Genomic DNA, 16,813 nt, shown 5'->3' with positions numbered 1-16,813 from the left:
TCTGACCCCATTTATGCTAAAATGGGGTCAATTATGACAATCAGCATTTATTCATCACTTCTTAATGAAATTTCACCGCCGATATATGCGTTTATTTTGCCATTTTGTTCTAAAAGTAATCCACCCTGCTCATTAATGCCTTTAGCAATTCCTCGGATGACAGTATCACCAATTAATAATTTAACTGGACGATTAACAAAATTGTCGAGTCGTTGCCAGTCACTAAGAAATGGGGTAAGTCCATGTTTTTCGAAGTCACGAAGTTTGTTTTTTAGGTTTTTTGCCACTTTTGCCACCAGCAAATTGCGGTCAACTTTACCCAAATTAGCCCATTTTTGATTGACGATATTGGGATCGGGATTGCTCATCATTAAGTTGATACCCACACCAATAACAACATGCGCACAGTCACCAGTCTTACCAGCGAGTTCGACCAATATACCCGCAAGCTTTTGGTCATTAAGATAGAGGTCATTTGGCCATTTCACTTTGATGTCTTGACCCGAAATTTGTCGTAATGTATCGGCTATGACAATACCCACAACTAAGCTTAATCCCATTGCCGCCGCAATACCTTGATCAAGTCGCCAATACATGGAAAAGTACAGGTTACTACCAAATGGCGAAAACCATTGTCGCCCTCGTCTACCTCGCGCTTTTGATTGAAACTCGGCAACACAACTGTCACCAGTTTGTAATGTTTCAATATTATCTAATAGATATTGGTTAGTTGAGTCAATGATCGGCAGCACTTCTACATGACTATCGGCACCATAATCGTTGTCGATTTTGGCCTTATCGAGTAAGTCTATTGGTGATGCTAAGCAATAACCTTTACCTTGTACAGAGGATAAGGTGATACCCCAATTTCGTAGTACTTTGATATATTTGTTGATACCAGCTCGGGTAATACCAAATTGATTGGCAAGTTCTTCACCTGAGTGGAACTGTCCATCAGCTAATATATTAATTAATTTCAATGGATTTTGGTTACTGCGCATTCAACCCTCATTTTTTGAACAATAATAAAACAACAAAATAGAGTGAAATTATAGCAAAACTGATAAATAAATAACTATTACTTAATGTATCCATTATAAGGGCTATCACCGCTGGAGCAACTAAACTACCGAGTGTATTGGTTAATAACATGGCTTGATTCATCGATACAATTTCTTGTTTGCGAACACACGAACAAGCCCACGCCATGGAGATGGGATAGATGGTATAAATGGTCGCGCCGAGCAACATAATGGCTAATACACCATAGACGTTAAATATCAGCAAGCCACAGGCAATCATCATGAAGATTGATTCAACAAGCAATACAATACGACGACCAAACCTATCTGCACACCAGTTTGCCGGCATTTGGGCAATCACACCAGAGAGGATCAGTAATACCATCCAATTGGCGACTTGGTTATCGTTGTAGCCTAGATGTGAATAGTAGGCTGGCATTAACGAATACAGTGAACCAATTAACATACCTGCTATCGCACAACCAATTAAACCGACTCGAGAAGGTTTATACATTATCATTGGCATAATGTTGAAACTACTTTTTTTCTTCTTCGGCAATTTGTAATGAGTTAGCAATATAAATAGGATGGCAAGCCCCATCAGTATTGCAATCACTAAGCCAAAATAGAGTACATTTTGCGGAAAATACTGGAGCAGAGCTTGCCCTAACACGGTGCCTAAGTAGTAGGTAGTGAGATAGACCGCCAACATTTTGCCGCGAGTGCGCACTGTACCAGTAACTAAGATGCAACTTTCAATCACAACCCAAGTAACCGCACAGGCTATTCCAATGAAAAATCGCCATATCGCCCAACTGTAAAAATCCATTGAGAAACTTAAACCAATAGTCGCAATCGCAAAAATAATACAACTGTAGGTGTAAGTAAATCTGGCGTTAAACCGGCTAATAAACCAATTTGCCATGATGGTACCTACTAAGTTACCAGTAAAGTAGCTCGAGCCAACTAAGCCTATTTGCCCAAGCGAAAACTCTTCACGAACTAGCCAAAGTGGCACTTGAGTATTAAGTGCCGATAAGGCAATGGTAACAAATAATAAACTCGTTAATAAAATAGGAAATGAATACGAATGTTTCATAAGTTTGTATGTAATTTTGTTGTATATAAAACGTATTTATAGAAATTTATCTACGTCAATTTCACCTGTCGCTCCCATAAATCGAATTTCAGGCGATAGGTGCACCGAGAACTTTTGCAATACTGCATTGATGATATAACGCGCTAATGCAACGACATCTTGCGCTGTCGCATTATCTTTATTGACTAAAACCAGAGCTTGTTGTTGATGCACTGCTGCACCACCAATTTGATAACCTTTTAGACCACACTGATCAATTAACCAACCGGCAGCTAATTTTATTTGATCATCCCTTTGTGGATATATAGGCATTGTTGGGTATTTTTCAAGTAGTTTATCAGCAAGTTTTTTATCAACTACTGGATTTTTGAAAAAGCTTCCACCATTGCCTAAAACGCTAGGATCAGGCAGTTTACTTCGACGGATTTCGCATACTTTATCGAAGATCATTTTCGGCGTAACGGTTTTTGGATCAAAATTTCGTAATTCACCATAAGTTAGCACTGGATCCCACTGTTTTGGTAATTTGAGACCAACATAAACAACGGCATAACCATCAGCATATTTTTGTTTGAAGATGCTTTCACGATAGCCATATTGGCCGTCAGTAACGCTGACAATTTTACCGGTTGCAAATTCCAGTAATTCGACATAATCTGCCACTTTTTGAAATTCAACCCCATATGCGCCAATATTTTGGATTGGCGCAGAACCAACACAACCGGGGATTAAAGCCAAGTTTTCAAGACCTGGAATATTTTGATTGATGGTGTTGGCAACTAGATCATGCCAATATTCACCCGCCCCCACTTTTAAATGCCAGTGTGTTGGGGTTTCAGTTATAGTTAACCCTTTAATTCGGTTAACGATAATTGTGCCAGCAAAATTTTCGGTAAATAGCGTGTTACTGCCTTGTCCAATAATCATAAGATTATTAGAGTAGTTTTTCCAAACTTGCATTAGTTGTTCAACGGTTTCGACTGTTTCGACTCGGTTAGCGTAAACATCTAAAGCAAATGTATTAGGAATTTTTTGGTTCATTAATGACTACCTTTTATAAAACTACTTTTAAATTCAATTAAATCGATCTTACTGGCGTTTTTTCGAGCGCATTTAAAAGTAGCAAATTAATAGCCTTATCAATTTTTGATAAGGCACTTTATTCAATTGTCGCTTATTAATTTGCTATATTAGCACAATGCAAAACGATCTTTTATGCATTAAATTATTTTTTACTAATCGTCACTATTTATTTGTTAATAAAAATGTCAAAAGTTTAGGCAAATAGTCTACAAATAAAGTACTATCTCTTTTTTGTTTTTTTTTATCATGTATTATAGCTGCGATCTTTTTTATAAATTTAGTTATAATCTATTTTACTCAAGCTTATGATAGACGTTATTATTATTTTATAAAATTCGAAAAATAAGTTATCGATCACGGTTTTAAATAACTTTATGATTTATGATTTTAGCTGTACTTAGTTGAGATTTAGAGGAAATTATGAAAAGAGTTTTTATTATGATCCTCGATTCCTTTGGGATCGGCGGTGCTGAAGATGCAAAAAAATATGGCGATGAAGGTTCGGATACCTTAGGTCATATTGCCGAGGCTTGCGCTTTAGGTAAAGCAAATCATGGACGTCAAGGACCATTGAAATTACCTAATTTAGGAAAGTTAGGTTTGATCGAAGCCGCTTATGAATCTACTGGTTCATATCCTAAAGAAATGGCTACCGAAGGTGAAGTTATTGGCGCTTATGGTTATGCCAGTGAGATTTCATCAGGTAAAGATACCCCATCTGGTCACTGGGAAATCGCCGGCGTACCGGTATTATTCGATTGGGGTTACTTTACCAATACTACTAACAGCTTTCCTCAAGAATTATTAGATAAGATTGTTAAACGTGCTAATTTACCGGGCTATTTGGGTAATTGCCATTCATCGGGTACCGTGATTCTTGATGAACTTGGCCTTGAGCATATGTCGAGCGGTAAACCTATTTTTTATACCTCTGCTGATTCTGTTTTTCAAATTGCCTGCCATGAAGAGACTTTCGGTCTAGATAAGCTGTATGAAGTTTGCGAAATCGCGCGTGATGAGCTTAATAAAGGTGATTATAATATCGGTCGCGTTATTGCTCGTCCATTTTTAGGTAATAAACCGGGTGAATTTGTCCGTACTGGTAACCGTCATGATTTAGCTGTTGAGCCACCTGCACCAACAATGATTAAAAAACTGGTTGATGAAAAACACGGTAGCGTTGTGTCAATTGGTAAAATTGCCGATATTTACGCCCAAGTAGGTATTACTAAAAAAGTTAAAGCAACAGGTATTGAGGCGTTATTCAATGCCTCATTAGAAGAAATCAAACAAGCGAAAGATAATACTATTGTTTTTACTAATTTTGTAGATTTTGATTCATCATATGGTCATCGACGTGACGTTGCTGGTTACGCTGCTGCTTTAGAATATTTTGATAGTCGCTTGCCTGAGATGTTAGCCCTTATTAAACCAGGTGATCTTTTAATTATCAGCGCCGATCATGGCTGTGATCCAACTTGGTCTGGTACAGATCATACTCGTGAGCATATTCCAGTTTTAGTTTATGGCGATAGCGTTCCAGCTGGATCATTAGGCCATCGTAAAACATTTGCTGATATTGGGCAAAGTGTTGCCGATTATTTTGATTTGTCACCTATGGATTATGGCGAATCATTTATTCGCAAATAGTGATTTTAGTACATTTTTTTAGTTATAAATCAGGAGATTTAAATGTCTACCCCACATATTAATGCCACCGATGATGCTTTTGCTCAAACCGTTTTGATGCCCGGCGATCCATTACGAGCTAAGTTTATTGCCGAAACTTTTTTAGATAATGCTAAAGAAGTAACTAATGTTAGAGGAATGCTAGGTTTTACCGGTGACTATAAAGGAAAGAAAATATCTGTTATGGGGCATGGTATGGGCATTCCATCTTGTTCTATATACACAACCGAACTGATTAAATTTTATGGTGTTAAAAACATCATTCGTATCGGTTCATGTGGCGCCATCAGCCCCGATGTCAATCTTGGTGATGTGGTTATTGGCATGGGTGCCTGCACTGATTCAAAAGTCAATCGGTTACGTTTTAAAGATCATGATTTTGCCGCCATTGCTGATTTCGGTTTAATTTGTAATGCTGTTAATGCAGCGAAACAATTAAATGTGAATGTTAAAGTGGGTAATCTTTTTTCTGCTGATCTATTTTATAGCGTCGAGCCTGATCTTTTCGATATTATGGAAAAATACAATATTCTAGGTGTCGAAATGGAAGCCGCTGGTATTTATGGTGTGGCTGCTGAATATGGCGCGAAAGCGTTGGCGATTTGTACAGTATCAGATCATATTCGAAAAGGTGAAGCGATGTCTTCTAAGGAGCGTCAGCTTGGCTTTAAAGAGATGATTACTGTTGCTTTAGAGTCGGTATTACTTAATTCGAATTAAATTAATGGCAGAATTTCTGCCATTTTTTTTGGTTAAAAAACTATAAAATTCCACATTGGCTGTTATTAAACTACTTTAACAGTGAATATGTTTATCGTTATAACTAGCGTTTTGATAGTCATAGCATTTTTATTTATTCATTAATTTTTATCTAATAGGTTAAAAAAGAGCTCATTTAATAAGGAATCGAAATGAATATTAAGTTTAAACTTAAAGTTATATTTTTCTTGCAATTTTTTATCTGGGGTAGCTGGCTTATAACTTTAGGCTCTTACATGATGGAGACCTTGCATTTTAGTGGCATGACTGTAGGTTCAGTTTATGGGACTATGGGGATAGCTTCTTTATTTATGCCTGGCTTACTAGGTGTTGTGGCAGATAGATGGATTCCTGCTAATCGATTATTTATGCTTTGTCACTTATTTGGAGCTATAACGCTATTTATTGCTGCATCTGTTACAACACCATTTATGATGATTGTGATAATTTTGCTTCATTGTCTAGCATTCATGCCGACTATCGCAATTTCTAACTCAATTTCTTACTCCTGTTTAGAATCAGAAGGGCTTGAAGTTATATCACAATTCCCTGGTATCAGAATTTTTGGCACTATCGGTTTTATTGTTGCTATGTGGCTAGTTAGCTTCTTAAAAGTTGGATTAAGCAATGTACAACTTTATATTGCGGCTGGCGGTTCAATTTTACTCAGTCTATACTCGTTAACATTACCATTAATTGTGATAGCTAAAGATGAGTCAAAAAGAAAATCTCTTGCGAGCTCTTTAGGTTTAGATGCATTCGTATTATTTAAACAGCCAAGAATTGCTATCTTTTTTATCTTTGCAGTATTCCTTGGTGGTATTTTGCAAATTACCAATACCTTTGGTAATCCATTTTTACTCTCATTTAAAAATATTCCAGAGTACGCTGACAGTTTAGTTGTGCAATACCCTTCTGTGTTACTCTCTATTTCACAAATGTCAGAAGTTGTATTTATTTTATTTGTACCATTTTTTATGAAAAGATTTGGTATTAAATATGTCATGCTAATCAGTATGCTGGCTTGGGTTGCTCGTTTTGGACTATTTGCTTTTGGCGATCCATCACCTGTAGGTTTCATACTACTTCTTCTATCCATGATCGTTTATGGTTGTGCGTTTGACTTCTATAATATTTCGGGTTCTATGTATGTTGATAAAACAGTTTCACCTGATATCCGCAACAGTGCACAAGGTTTATTCATGATTATGACGAACGGTTTAGGGGCTTATTTAGGCTCAACCATCAGTGGTATTGTTGTGGATTATTACACCGTCAATGATGTTATCGACTGGCGCACAATTTGGTTAATTTTTGCAGGTTATTCATTAGTGCTTGCGATTATTTTTGTTTTAATTTTCCAGAATGATTCTCTCAGTGATAAAGCTAAAAAAGTTAATACCTCACTTGAGGCAAGTTAAAGGTCTAGCCATATTTTTGAAACTTAACCATTATGTTAATATGGCGTAGATAAACCAAATTAACTAATTAGGCAATAATCAAGTAACAGCTAAGTTGTTACTTAATTATTGCCAATCAATCTAATCGATAAGTCACACAAAATGTATGGAAAATAAGTGTCTTATCAAGGTAGAATAAAATGCTTGTAAAATTTGTTTCAATAGTCTTGCTAATTGATGAATACTTTACAAGTACCCTATAAGCATATATTTAAACAAATTAGAACTCGATGAATAAGCAAATGATTCCAAAAGTTATACTTCATGAGCATATAGAAGGCAGTATTACTCCCTTTATGGCGAAAAAGCTAGCTGATAAAAATCATTTAACTTTTCCTGATTCATTATGCTATCGACTAGGTGAATATGATGCGACCGAGTATAAAAATGGTCGATATAACTATGATGAATCCGATTTTGTTTCATTTATCCAAACTTATGATACTGTCTCTAATTTTGTTAAACAGCCTGACGATTATTACCTAATTACCTACGATTTTTTAAGCAGAAATGCTAAACAAGGGTTGATTTACTGTGAGCTGTTCCTGTCGCCTTATCATATTTGCGCAACCGAAAAAAAAGGTAAAATTAATTGGGATCAAAATCGATTTCAACAAACGCTTGCGCAAATGGATAAAGCGATTATTGATATTCAGAAAGAACATGATATTACAGTAAGATACCATGTCATTGGCGTACGCCATCTTGGCGCTGATGTGGTATATGATACACTTCGATTTATTGAGAATAACCCTCACCCATTTATCACCGGATTTAATATTGCTGGTAATGAAAAAGCGGGGCATTTTGATGATTTTGAAAAGGCTCATCAACTCGCATCTAAATTAAACCTAAAAAAATCTTACCATGCTGGTGAAATTGATTGCTCAGATAGTATTATTCAAGCGCTTAAGCATGGCGCTAATCGAATTGGACATGGTATAGCTGCGATTGAAGATGATAAGTTGATTAATCAATTAGTTGATAACAAAATCACTTTAGAAATTGCACTTACAAGTAACCGTATTTTAGTCACTAATTTACATGGCGATATTCATAATCACCCAATTCGACAACTTTATGATAAAGGGATAAGAATCACCCTTAATACCGATGATGCTGGGATTTTTGGAACCGATATTGAAAAAGAGTATCAGCTAGCCAAGCAAGCTTTTCATTTTTCACGATTAGAATTATTTGATATTACACTTTGTGGCATTGATGCTGCATTTATTGAACCCAAGGAAAAATCACGTTTATTAAACCATGTTTTGGCTTTTTTTACCATCGATGATAGGCAATGTTTGCAACAAGCAATCAACGATGAGCTGTATCACCCAGCTATTATTGAACGATTAAAACACTACCAAATTTTATTATCACAACATGTTAATGATTAACTGTATCAGAAAAATAGGAGATTGATATGAATAAAACCCGATTAACATTAAGCCTGCTGACCCTATTAATTTCTGGAACACTTCAAGCAGCAACGGTAGATTTAAGGATTATTGAAACTACCGATTTGCATGGTAATATGATGAATTATGATTATTTTAAAGATAAATCAATTGACACCTTTGGTTTAGCTAAAACAGCCAACTTAATTCATCAAGCACGAAAAGAAGTTAAAAATAGCGTATTAGTTGATAATGGTGATTTAATTCAAGGTAGTCCAATGGCTGATTATGCACTAAATAAAGGTTTAAACAAAGGTGATATTCATCCGGTTTATAAAGCGCTTAATACGCTCGATTATGTTGTTGGTAATATTGGTAATCATGAATTTAATTTTGGCTTAGATTTTTTACAAAAAAGTCAGGCTGGGGCAAATTTTCCTTATGTTAATGCCAACGTTTATGATGCGAAAACCAATAAGCCTTTCTTTAGGCAATATATCATTTTAGATAAACAGGTAATAGATAGAGACGGTAAGTCGCATACTATCAAAATCGGTTATATTGGTTTTGTACCACCACAAATTATGCAATGGGATAAGCTTAATTTGGAAGGTAAAGTGATCGTTAAAGATATTACTGAGACTGCCAAAAAATTAGTTCCTGAAATGAAAAAACAAGGGGCAAATATCATTGTTGCAATTCCACATTCCGGTGTTTCTGCCGAACCTTATAAGGCGTTAGCCGAAAATTCGGTTTATTATTTAAGCCAAGTTAAAGATATCAATGCGATTATGTTTGGTCATTCACATGGCGTATTCCCAAGTGAGGATTTTAAATCATTGCCTAATACCGATATTAATACCGGAAATATTAACCATGTGCCAGCAGTAATGCCTGGGCAATGGGGTAGCCATTTAGGCGTGGTCGATTTAGTTGTTGAAGGTAATAAGACTAATTGGCAAGTCGTGTCAGGTAAATCAGAAGCTCGCCCTATCTTTGATGTAAAAAACAAAAAAGCGTTGGTTGATGCCGATCAAAACATTGTTAAAGTGTTAAAAGATGATCATGAAGGTACGCGCGAGTTTGTCGGTAAACCAATTGGTAAGGTATCAACCGATATCAATAGTTATTTAGCCTTAGTCGAAGATACCTCCGCTTTACAGATTATTAGCGATGCCCAAATTGATTATGTAAAACAGTTTGTTCAAGGTGATCCTGATCTAGATGGATTACCCATTTTGTCAGCGATTGCACCATTTAAAGCTGGCGGTCGTAAAAATGATCCTACTGCATATGTGGATGTGAAAAAAGGTGATTTAACCTTTAGAAATGCAGCTGATATCTATCTTTATCCTAACATTTTATCTGCCGTTAAGATTACCGGAAAAGAGGTCAAAGAGTGGCTTGAATGTTCGGCTGGTGTTTATAATCAAATTGATATCAATTCGGCACAACCACAATATTTGATTAATTGGGATCAATTTAGGACTTATAATTTCGATACTATTGATGGAGTAAATTATCAAATTGATATCACTAAGCCAGCACGATACGATGGTAGTTGTCAATTAATTAACCCTGAATCAGAACGTATTGTAAATTTAACCTATCAACAAAAACCAATTGATCCAAATCAAGCATTTTTAATTGCTACCAATAACTATCGTGCTTATACCGGCGCATTTCCTGGTACCGGTGGTAAAAATGTTAAATTTAATTCACCTGATGATTTAAGAGTTATTCTTTCAGCTTACATAACTAATCACACTAAAAAGCATGGACAAGTTAATGTAACTGTTGATAATAACTGGCGAATTGCGCCAATTACCAGCCAAACTAATTTGGATATTCGTTTTGAATCTTCACCAACTGATGAAGCTAAAACCTATATTGAAACACATTCATTATACCGAACTAAGTTTGTTGAAAAAGATAAGTTAGGTTTTGGTGTGTATCAACTAAATTTACAAGCACCTACAAATTCACAAAATCAATAATATATTGATCGCAACAAGGATTATCATTATGAAAATTGAAAAACTAATTGAACTCGCTAAAACAGCACGCTCAAAGGCTTATGTGCCCTATTCTAAATTTCAAGTAGGTGCGGTATTAATCACCGAAGATGATGAAGCCATTTTAGGGTGCAATATTGAAAATGCCTCTTATGGTCTTGCTAACTGTGCTGAACGAACTGCAATTTTTAAGGCGGTATCAGAAGGTAAAACGAAATTCAAAAAATTAGTTGTAATTGGTGATACCGAGGGACCTATCTCACCTTGTGGCGCTTGTCGTCAAGTTATTAGTGAGTTTTGTGCTAAAGATATGCCAGTTATTTTAACCAACATGCACGGCAAAATTCAAGAAACTACCGTGGGTGAATTGCTACCATGGTCATTTTCGCCAAGCGATTTAGATTAATTGTGAGCAATACAATTTCAACTATTTAGAACATAGACAAAAAATAATAAAGCGATTGATGATAAAATTAACTATGATCATCATCAATCCAAATTCTGGATGAGAAGAATATAATCCTAATTTGATTTATTGATATTAAGAGAGATGTGTAATGAGATTTGTAGATATTATTGAAAAAAAACGTGATGGGCATGCATTAACTACCGAAGAAATTCAATTTTTTATTACCAATTATACTAATGGTACGATTCCTGACTATCAAGTCAGTGCTTTGCTTATGGCAATTTATTATCAAGGTATGACGTCAAAAGAGTGTGCTGATTTAACTAGTGCGATGATGTATTCAGGCGATACCGTTGATCTTTCATCAATTAAAGGTATTAAAGTCGATAAACATTCAACCGGTGGGGTGGGTGATACAACGACTTTAGTGCTAGCACCATTAGTTGCAGCTTTAGATGTTCCAGTTGCTAAAATGTCAGGTCGAGGATTAGGCCATACTGGCGGAACAACAGATAAATTTGAAACTGTTCCGGGCTTTAAAATCGAATTAGGTAAGCAAGAATTTATCGATCAAGTTAACCAAAAAGGTGTTGCGGTTATTGGTCAATCAGGCAACTTAACCCCTGCTGATAAAAAACTGTATTCATTACGTGATGTAACCGGTACGGTTAACTCTATTCCACTTATTGCTAGCTCAATTATGAGTAAAAAACTGGCTGCTGGCGCTGATGCTATTGTGTTGGATGTTAAAACCGGTGATGGCGCTTTAATGAAAAGCATGGAAGACTCAGAAAAATTAGCGCATGAAATGGTAAATATTGGTAACCAAATTGGCCGACGAACCATGGCGATTATCTCAGACATGTCACAACCGTTAGGTTATGCCATTGGTAATGCCTTAGAAGTTAAAGAAGCCATTGATACATTAAATGGTCATGGCCCTGCTGACTTAACCGAACTCGTTTTAACGCTTGGTAGTCAAATGGTAGTGTTAGCCAATAAAGCTAAGACATTAGATGAAGCCAGAGAAAAACTACAAGAAGTGATTAAAAATGGTAAAGCAATTGATAAATTCAAAACGTTAATTGAAGCTCAAGGTGGCGATAGTTCAGTGGTTGATCACCCTGAAAAATTAGCCAATGCCCCTTATCAAATCGACCTACCTGCAAAAAAATCAGGTTATGTCTCACGTATTATTGCTGACCAAATTGGTATTGCCGCGATGCAATTAGGAGCAGGACGAGCAACTAAAGAAGATGTTATTGATCCTGCTGTTGGTATTGTTTTACATAAAAAAGTAGGTGATAAAGTTGATGAGGGCGAAGCGTTATTAACTATTCACGCAAATAGTGATCAGATTGATGCAATTAAACAAAAATTGTATGACAATATTACAATTAGTGATAGTGCTAAACAACCACAATTGATTTTCAAAGTTATTACGGAATAACTATAATAAATAAGGATTTAGGAGACGCCATGTATCGAGTTAAATTAAAACTGTCACTACTTATTGCTTTAGGTCTGTTTTCAGTCAATTCATTTGCAGCAGTTGCAACCAAGCAGTCTACTGCACCTAGTTGGGAAAAAAATAAATCCTACTCTTTTACTATTTTACATACAAACGATCATCATGGCCGTTTTTGGCAAAATGATATTGGTGAATATGGGTTAGCCGCACAAAAAACAGTTGTTGACCAAATAAGAAAAGAAGTAGCAGAAAAAGGCGGAAAATTACTTCTGCTTTCTGGCGGTGACATTAATACTGGTGTTCCTGAATCCGATGTGTTACAAGCAAAGCCCGATTTTGTCGGTATGAACGAGATTGGCTATGATGCAATGGCAGTAGGTAACCACGAATTTGATCATCCGTTAGCAATTATTCGTGAACAACAAAAATGGGCTCATTTCCCATTTTTATCAGCAAATACTTACTTCAAAAATACCGATAATCGTGTTTTTGATGCCTATAAAATATTTGATTTAAATGGCATTAAGGTAGCTGTTTTTGGTTTAACTACTGATGATACTATTTTCCTTGCTTCACCTAAAAATACTGATGGAGTTGAATTTCGTAAAACGCTACCTGAAGCTGAAAAAGTCATTAGTCAAATTAAAAGCAATGAACGGCCAGATATGATTATTGCTGTAACGCATATGGGGCATTATGAAAATGGTGAGCATGGTTCAATGGCGCCAGGTGATGTTGCACTAGCGCGTGGATTAAAACCAGGCGAGTTGAATATGATTGTGGGTGGTCACTCTCAAAATCCAGTATGTATGGCTAGCCCTAACAAACGTATTACCGAATATGTCCCGGGAACACCTTGTGCTCCAGATCAACAAAATGGTACGTGGATTGTTCAAGCTCATGAATGGGGAAAATATGTTGGTCGTGCTGACTTCGTATTCTTAAACGGTAAAATTACCCTCAAAAATTATCAGTTAATTCCAATTAATTTGAAAAAAGAAGTTGATAACGGTAACGATACCAAGCGTCTTGAATATTACACCAGTGAAATCGAACAGGATAAAAAACTGTTGGAAACACTAAAACCTTATCAAGAACAAGGTAAACAACAATTACTCATTAAAAGTGGTGAGTTAACCGGCCGTTTAGAGGGCGACCGTAACGTAGTTAGATATCAACAAAGTAATATGGGGCAATTATTACTTAGTGCCTTTATTGAAAAGACGAATGCCGATATTGGTATTATGTCTGGTGGTATGATTCGTGACTCACTTATAGAAGGCGATATTACTTATCGAGATATTTTGAAAGTTGAACCATTTGGTAATAGTGTTGTTTACTTTGAATTAACCGGCAGAGAATTAATTGATTATCTTAAGGTTGCATTAGGTAAAAAACCGGGTTCGGGTGGTTATACTCATTTAAAAAATATTAGCCTAACTAAAACTGGCGATACTATCAGCGACATTAGAATTAATAATGCGCCAATTGATTTACAAAAATCATATCGAATTGCAACATTAGACTTTTTAGCAGCTGGTGGAGATGGTTACCCTATCGTCAACAACTCACCAACTTATGTCGATACAGGTTATCGAGATGCGGACGCAGTAAAACAATATTTTGAAGCGCATTCACCAATTAATGCAGCCGATTATCAACCGTCTAATTTTATTTTAGAAAAATAATTTCACGTTTTAAAACAGAAATATAAAAACTAATGGCACTGATAATCATAATTCTCAGTGCTAATAACTAGATGATTAGTCATAAAGATTTAATCTTTGCTTTCAGCATATAGGTAATATAGAGGTATTTATGAACATGACAGAATTTCAAAAAAATTGTTACGATATAGTGACCGATGCCAATTTGTCACCCAAACAAAAAGCGAACCTTCTCGCATTAGCCGCAGAAAATAATTTACCCTATGTTGATTTAGATAGTGAAACGCAAAATGCGCTCAATGAACGGATAATCTGTGATATGTACGAAGGACATGCGCCGTATAAACCTCGTTATGTATTACCTGATTATGCAAAATTTCTTAAACAAGGATCTGAATACTTAGAACTTGAACCAGCAAAAACCTTTGATGATGCACTAAATATGCTCACCATTGCTTATCATCACGTACCTTCGGTCACTGGTATGCCAGTTTATTTAGGCTGTTTAGATCAAGTGTTACTTCCTTATGTTGGAGATTTGACAGAAGAAGAACTTTATCCACGATTAAAACGTTTTTGGATTATGCTCGATCGCAATCTTCCTGATGCATTTATGCATGCCAATATTGGGCCTACCGATAATGTGATCTGTCGGGTTATTTTACGTGTTGATCGCGAACTTAAACAGGTTGCCCCTAATTTAACTTTTATTTATGATGAAGATATCACACCTGAATCTTTACTAAATACCGCAATTGAAAATATTTGTGAAACAGCAAAACCACATATTGCTAATAATATGATGATTAAAAAAGATTTTGATGAAAAAGGTTATGGTGTTGTGAGTTGTTATAACTCTCTTCCTGTTGCTGGTGGTGGTAGCACTTTATCAAGAATCAATTTAAAAGAAGTTGCATTAAAAAGTAACAACATTACCGATTTTTTACAAAATACCTTGCCTTATTATTGCCAATTGCAATTGAATTTAATCAAAGCAAGATCAGAATTTCTTTATGAAAAATCGAATTTCTTTGCAAATAGCTTTTTAGTTAAAGAGGGATTAATTGACGCAACCCGATTCGCGCCAATGTTCGGTATTTATGCCATGGCTGAAGCAGTCAATATTCTACAAGAAAAATCCAACTTAGCCGGGCGTTATGGCGTCGATGAAGATGCTAATCAACTGGCCACCACTATTTCTCAACAATTAGCCGACTTTATTGATAACCATAAAATTAAGCATGCTTGGAAAGGTAAAGCAATGTTACATGCTCAATCAGGTATTAGCTCTGATAGAGGCGCAACCCCAGGTTTACGCATCCCTTATGGACATGAACCCGATCCAGTAACCCATATTATGGCATTATTCAAACACCATAAATATTATACTTCTGGCATTAGTGATATTTTAACCATTGATGAAACGATTAAAAATAACCCATTAGCCTTAGTACAAATTTGCAAAGCAGCCTTTAAATTTGGTTTCCGTGAATTTACCGCTAATATCAGTGGCAATGATCTGGTACGTGTAACCGGCTATATGGTGAGATTATCAGATATCAAAAAATATAAACAACAAGGATCGCGAATTAATACCACATGTTTAGGTAGTGAAGCGGCTGAAGATACTGAAAATAACAGTTACCTTTGCCGAACGCCTCGAGTAATTAGTCATGAACAAGTCATGGGCAATCGTTAATAAACTGTTACCCTTTTCTTGTGTTGATGGACCGGGAAACCGGTTAGTCATTTTTTTACAAGGCTGTAATTTTAAATGCTTAAATTGCCATAATCCTTACACTATTTCACACTGTAAGGATTGTGGTGATTGCGTTACTACCTGTCCACATCAAGCGTTAACATTTATCAATAACAAAGTGATTTGGCGATCTTCAAATTGCCAGCAATGTGATACCTGTATTAATACCTGTAGTTATCAATCCACACCAATGACCTATAACTACAATGTTGAAGATATTCTACTCGAAATTCGTAAATACTTACCTTTTCTAAATGGCATTACAATTAGCGGTGGTGAGGCAACATTACAATTACCTTTTATTGAAAAATTATTTCAAGCAATAAAACAAGCAGATGATTTAAAACACCTGACTTGTTTTATTGATAGTAATGGTTACTTAGCAAAAACTGGCTGGCAAAAAGTTGAAAGAGTAATGGATGGTGCGATGATCGATCTGAAAGCTTGGGATACTCAAGTGCATAAAAAACTTACTGGTCGGGATAATGATCGCGTCAAACAGACCATTGAATATCTTGCCCAAATAGAAAAACTGCATGAAGTCCGGTTTTTAGTAATTCCTAAGCACACTGACTTGCAAAATAACGCTAAACAACTCGCAGATTTTTTAATAACACTCGATCCTCAAATTAAAGTCAGAATCAATGCCTTCCACAATCACGGTGTACATGGCATAGCCAAAACATGGCCATCGGCAACACAAACGCAAATTGAAACATTTTCTGCTGAATTACGATATTACGGGTTACAGAATATTACCTTACCAAATGTATATTTATAATATTTTGAAAAAAGATCATAAACAAAGCGACTAGTGGCAATGATTACCTAGCTTAAAAGATCTATTAGCTTAAAAAAATGATGTTTTTCATTTATCTATAATATTAATAATATATTAACGTAATAATTTTATTTGAGTAAAACTGATCATAAAGAAGTTTCATTACAAAATATTAGCAATTTTGTAATGAAACATAAAA

13 protein-coding genes are annotated in these 16,813 nt (G+C 35.7%); 10 read left to right on the top strand and 3 right to left on the bottom strand.

All coding sequences use genetic code 11. The annotated features are described in order from the left end of the window. Nucleotides 1-47: 47 nt before the first annotated feature. The 3 genes from birA to murB are packed head-to-tail and all read right to left on the bottom strand — an operon-like array spanning nt 48 to nt 3,162. Complete coding sequence (gene birA, locus AC5LXI_RS06340; RefSeq protein ID WP_493444020.1) at nt 48-1,001, bottom strand: bifunctional biotin--[acetyl-CoA-carboxylase] ligase/biotin operon repressor BirA; 954 nt, start codon at nt 999-1,001, stop codon at nt 48-50. A gap of 7 nt (nt 1,002-1,008) precedes the next feature. Next, nucleotides 1,009-2,121: an MFS transporter gene (locus AC5LXI_RS06335; protein WP_493444019.1), complete on the bottom strand. Its 1,113-nt coding sequence runs from the start codon at nt 2,119-2,121 to the stop codon at nt 1,009-1,011. Nucleotides 2,122-2,157: 36 nt separating this feature from the next. Then, nucleotides 2,158-3,162, bottom strand: a complete 1,005-nt coding sequence (murB, locus tag AC5LXI_RS06330) for a UDP-N-acetylmuramate dehydrogenase (RefSeq protein WP_493444018.1) — start codon at nt 3,160-3,162, stop codon at nt 2,158-2,160. 462 nt (nt 3,163-3,624) lie between these two features. On the opposite strand from murB, the gene AC5LXI_RS06325 reads away from it, so the two are divergent. From AC5LXI_RS06325 to AC5LXI_RS06280, 10 genes are all read left to right on the top strand, one after another. Further along, a complete protein-coding gene (locus AC5LXI_RS06325; RefSeq protein WP_493444017.1) occupies nt 3,625-4,854 on the top strand; it encodes a phosphopentomutase in 1,230 nt (409 codons plus the stop codon). A 42-nt stretch (nt 4,855-4,896) separates the two neighbouring features. Then, nucleotides 4,897-5,613, top strand: coding sequence for a purine-nucleoside phosphorylase (gene deoD, locus AC5LXI_RS06320; RefSeq protein ID WP_493444016.1), 717 nt, complete (start codon nt 4,897-4,899; stop codon nt 5,611-5,613). Nucleotides 5,614-5,804: 191 nt separating this feature from the next. Next, nucleotides 5,805-7,073 carry a nucleoside permease gene (locus AC5LXI_RS06315; RefSeq protein WP_493444015.1) on the top strand — a complete coding sequence of 423 codons (1,269 nt, stop codon included), beginning with the start codon at nt 5,805-5,807 and terminating at the stop codon, nt 7,071-7,073. A 269-nt stretch (nt 7,074-7,342) separates the two neighbouring features. Continuing rightward, complete coding sequence (gene add, locus AC5LXI_RS06310; RefSeq protein ID WP_493444014.1) at nt 7,343-8,512, top strand: adenosine deaminase; 1,170 nt, start codon at nt 7,343-7,345, stop codon at nt 8,510-8,512. A gap of 26 nt (nt 8,513-8,538) precedes the next feature. Further along, entirely contained in the window at nt 8,539-10,509 is a 1,971-nt protein-coding gene (locus tag AC5LXI_RS06305; RefSeq protein WP_493444013.1) for a bifunctional 2',3'-cyclic-nucleotide 2'-phosphodiesterase/3'-nucleotidase, read from the top strand. Between the two features lie 28 nt (nt 10,510-10,537). Further along, the gene (locus AC5LXI_RS06300) at nt 10,538-10,933 is read left to right on the top strand and encodes a cytidine deaminase (protein ID WP_493444012.1); all 396 of its coding nucleotides are present in this window, start codon (nt 10,538-10,540) and stop codon (nt 10,931-10,933) included. A gap of 151 nt (nt 10,934-11,084) precedes the next feature. After that, nucleotides 11,085-12,386: a pyrimidine-nucleoside phosphorylase gene (locus AC5LXI_RS06295; protein ID WP_493444011.1), complete on the top strand. Its 1,302-nt coding sequence runs from the start codon at nt 11,085-11,087 to the stop codon at nt 12,384-12,386. 29 nt (nt 12,387-12,415) lie between these two features. After that, entirely contained in the window at nt 12,416-14,095 is a 1,680-nt protein-coding gene (ushA, locus tag AC5LXI_RS06290) for a bifunctional UDP-sugar hydrolase/5'-nucleotidase UshA (RefSeq protein ID WP_493444010.1), read from the top strand. A gap of 130 nt (nt 14,096-14,225) precedes the next feature. Next, on the top strand, nt 14,226-15,773 hold the full coding sequence (locus AC5LXI_RS06285; protein ID WP_493444009.1) for a YjjI family glycine radical enzyme: 1,548 nt from the start codon (nt 14,226-14,228) through the stop codon (nt 15,771-15,773). Beyond that, nucleotides 15,748-16,614 (top strand): YjjW family glycine radical enzyme activase, encoded by an 867-nt coding sequence (locus tag AC5LXI_RS06280; RefSeq protein WP_493444008.1) that lies wholly within the window; start codon nt 15,748-15,750, stop codon nt 16,612-16,614. Before AC5LXI_RS06285 ends, AC5LXI_RS06280 begins: the two co-directional genes overlap by 26 nt. Nucleotides 16,615-16,813: the final 199 nt, after the last annotated feature.

Source organism: Gilliamella sp. LMG 34361, assembly GCF_984569075.1.
The sequence above is the reverse complement of the archived record's forward strand: the minus strand, read 5'-3'. Positions and strand labels throughout refer to the sequence as shown.

What these genes read in the sequence shown, in the direction of transcription:
- birA (WP_493444020.1), bottom strand. Translation starts at nt 1,001, where the DNA reads ATGCGCAGTAACCAAAATCCATTGAAATTAATTAATATATTAGCTGAT.
- AC5LXI_RS06335 (WP_493444019.1), bottom strand. Translation starts at nt 2,121, where the DNA reads ATGAAACATTCGTATTCATTTCCTATTTTATTAACGAGTTTATTATTT.
- murB (WP_493444018.1), bottom strand. Translation starts at nt 3,162, where the DNA reads ATGAACCAAAAAATTCCTAATACATTTGCTTTAGATGTTTACGCTAAC.
- AC5LXI_RS06325 (WP_493444017.1), top strand. Translation starts at nt 3,625, where the DNA reads ATGAAAAGAGTTTTTATTATGATCCTCGATTCCTTTGGGATCGGCGGT.
- deoD (WP_493444016.1), top strand. Translation starts at nt 4,897, where the DNA reads ATGTCTACCCCACATATTAATGCCACCGATGATGCTTTTGCTCAAACC.
- AC5LXI_RS06315 (WP_493444015.1), top strand. Translation starts at nt 5,805, where the DNA reads ATGAATATTAAGTTTAAACTTAAAGTTATATTTTTCTTGCAATTTTTT.
- add (WP_493444014.1), top strand. Translation starts at nt 7,343, where the DNA reads ATGAATAAGCAAATGATTCCAAAAGTTATACTTCATGAGCATATAGAA.
- AC5LXI_RS06305 (WP_493444013.1), top strand. Translation starts at nt 8,539, where the DNA reads ATGAATAAAACCCGATTAACATTAAGCCTGCTGACCCTATTAATTTCT.
- AC5LXI_RS06300 (WP_493444012.1), top strand. Translation starts at nt 10,538, where the DNA reads ATGAAAATTGAAAAACTAATTGAACTCGCTAAAACAGCACGCTCAAAG.
- AC5LXI_RS06295 (WP_493444011.1), top strand. Translation starts at nt 11,085, where the DNA reads ATGAGATTTGTAGATATTATTGAAAAAAAACGTGATGGGCATGCATTA.
- ushA (WP_493444010.1), top strand. Translation starts at nt 12,416, where the DNA reads ATGTATCGAGTTAAATTAAAACTGTCACTACTTATTGCTTTAGGTCTG.
- AC5LXI_RS06285 (WP_493444009.1), top strand. Translation starts at nt 14,226, where the DNA reads ATGAACATGACAGAATTTCAAAAAAATTGTTACGATATAGTGACCGAT.
- AC5LXI_RS06280 (WP_493444008.1), top strand. Translation starts at nt 15,748, where the DNA reads ATGAACAAGTCATGGGCAATCGTTAATAAACTGTTACCCTTTTCTTGT.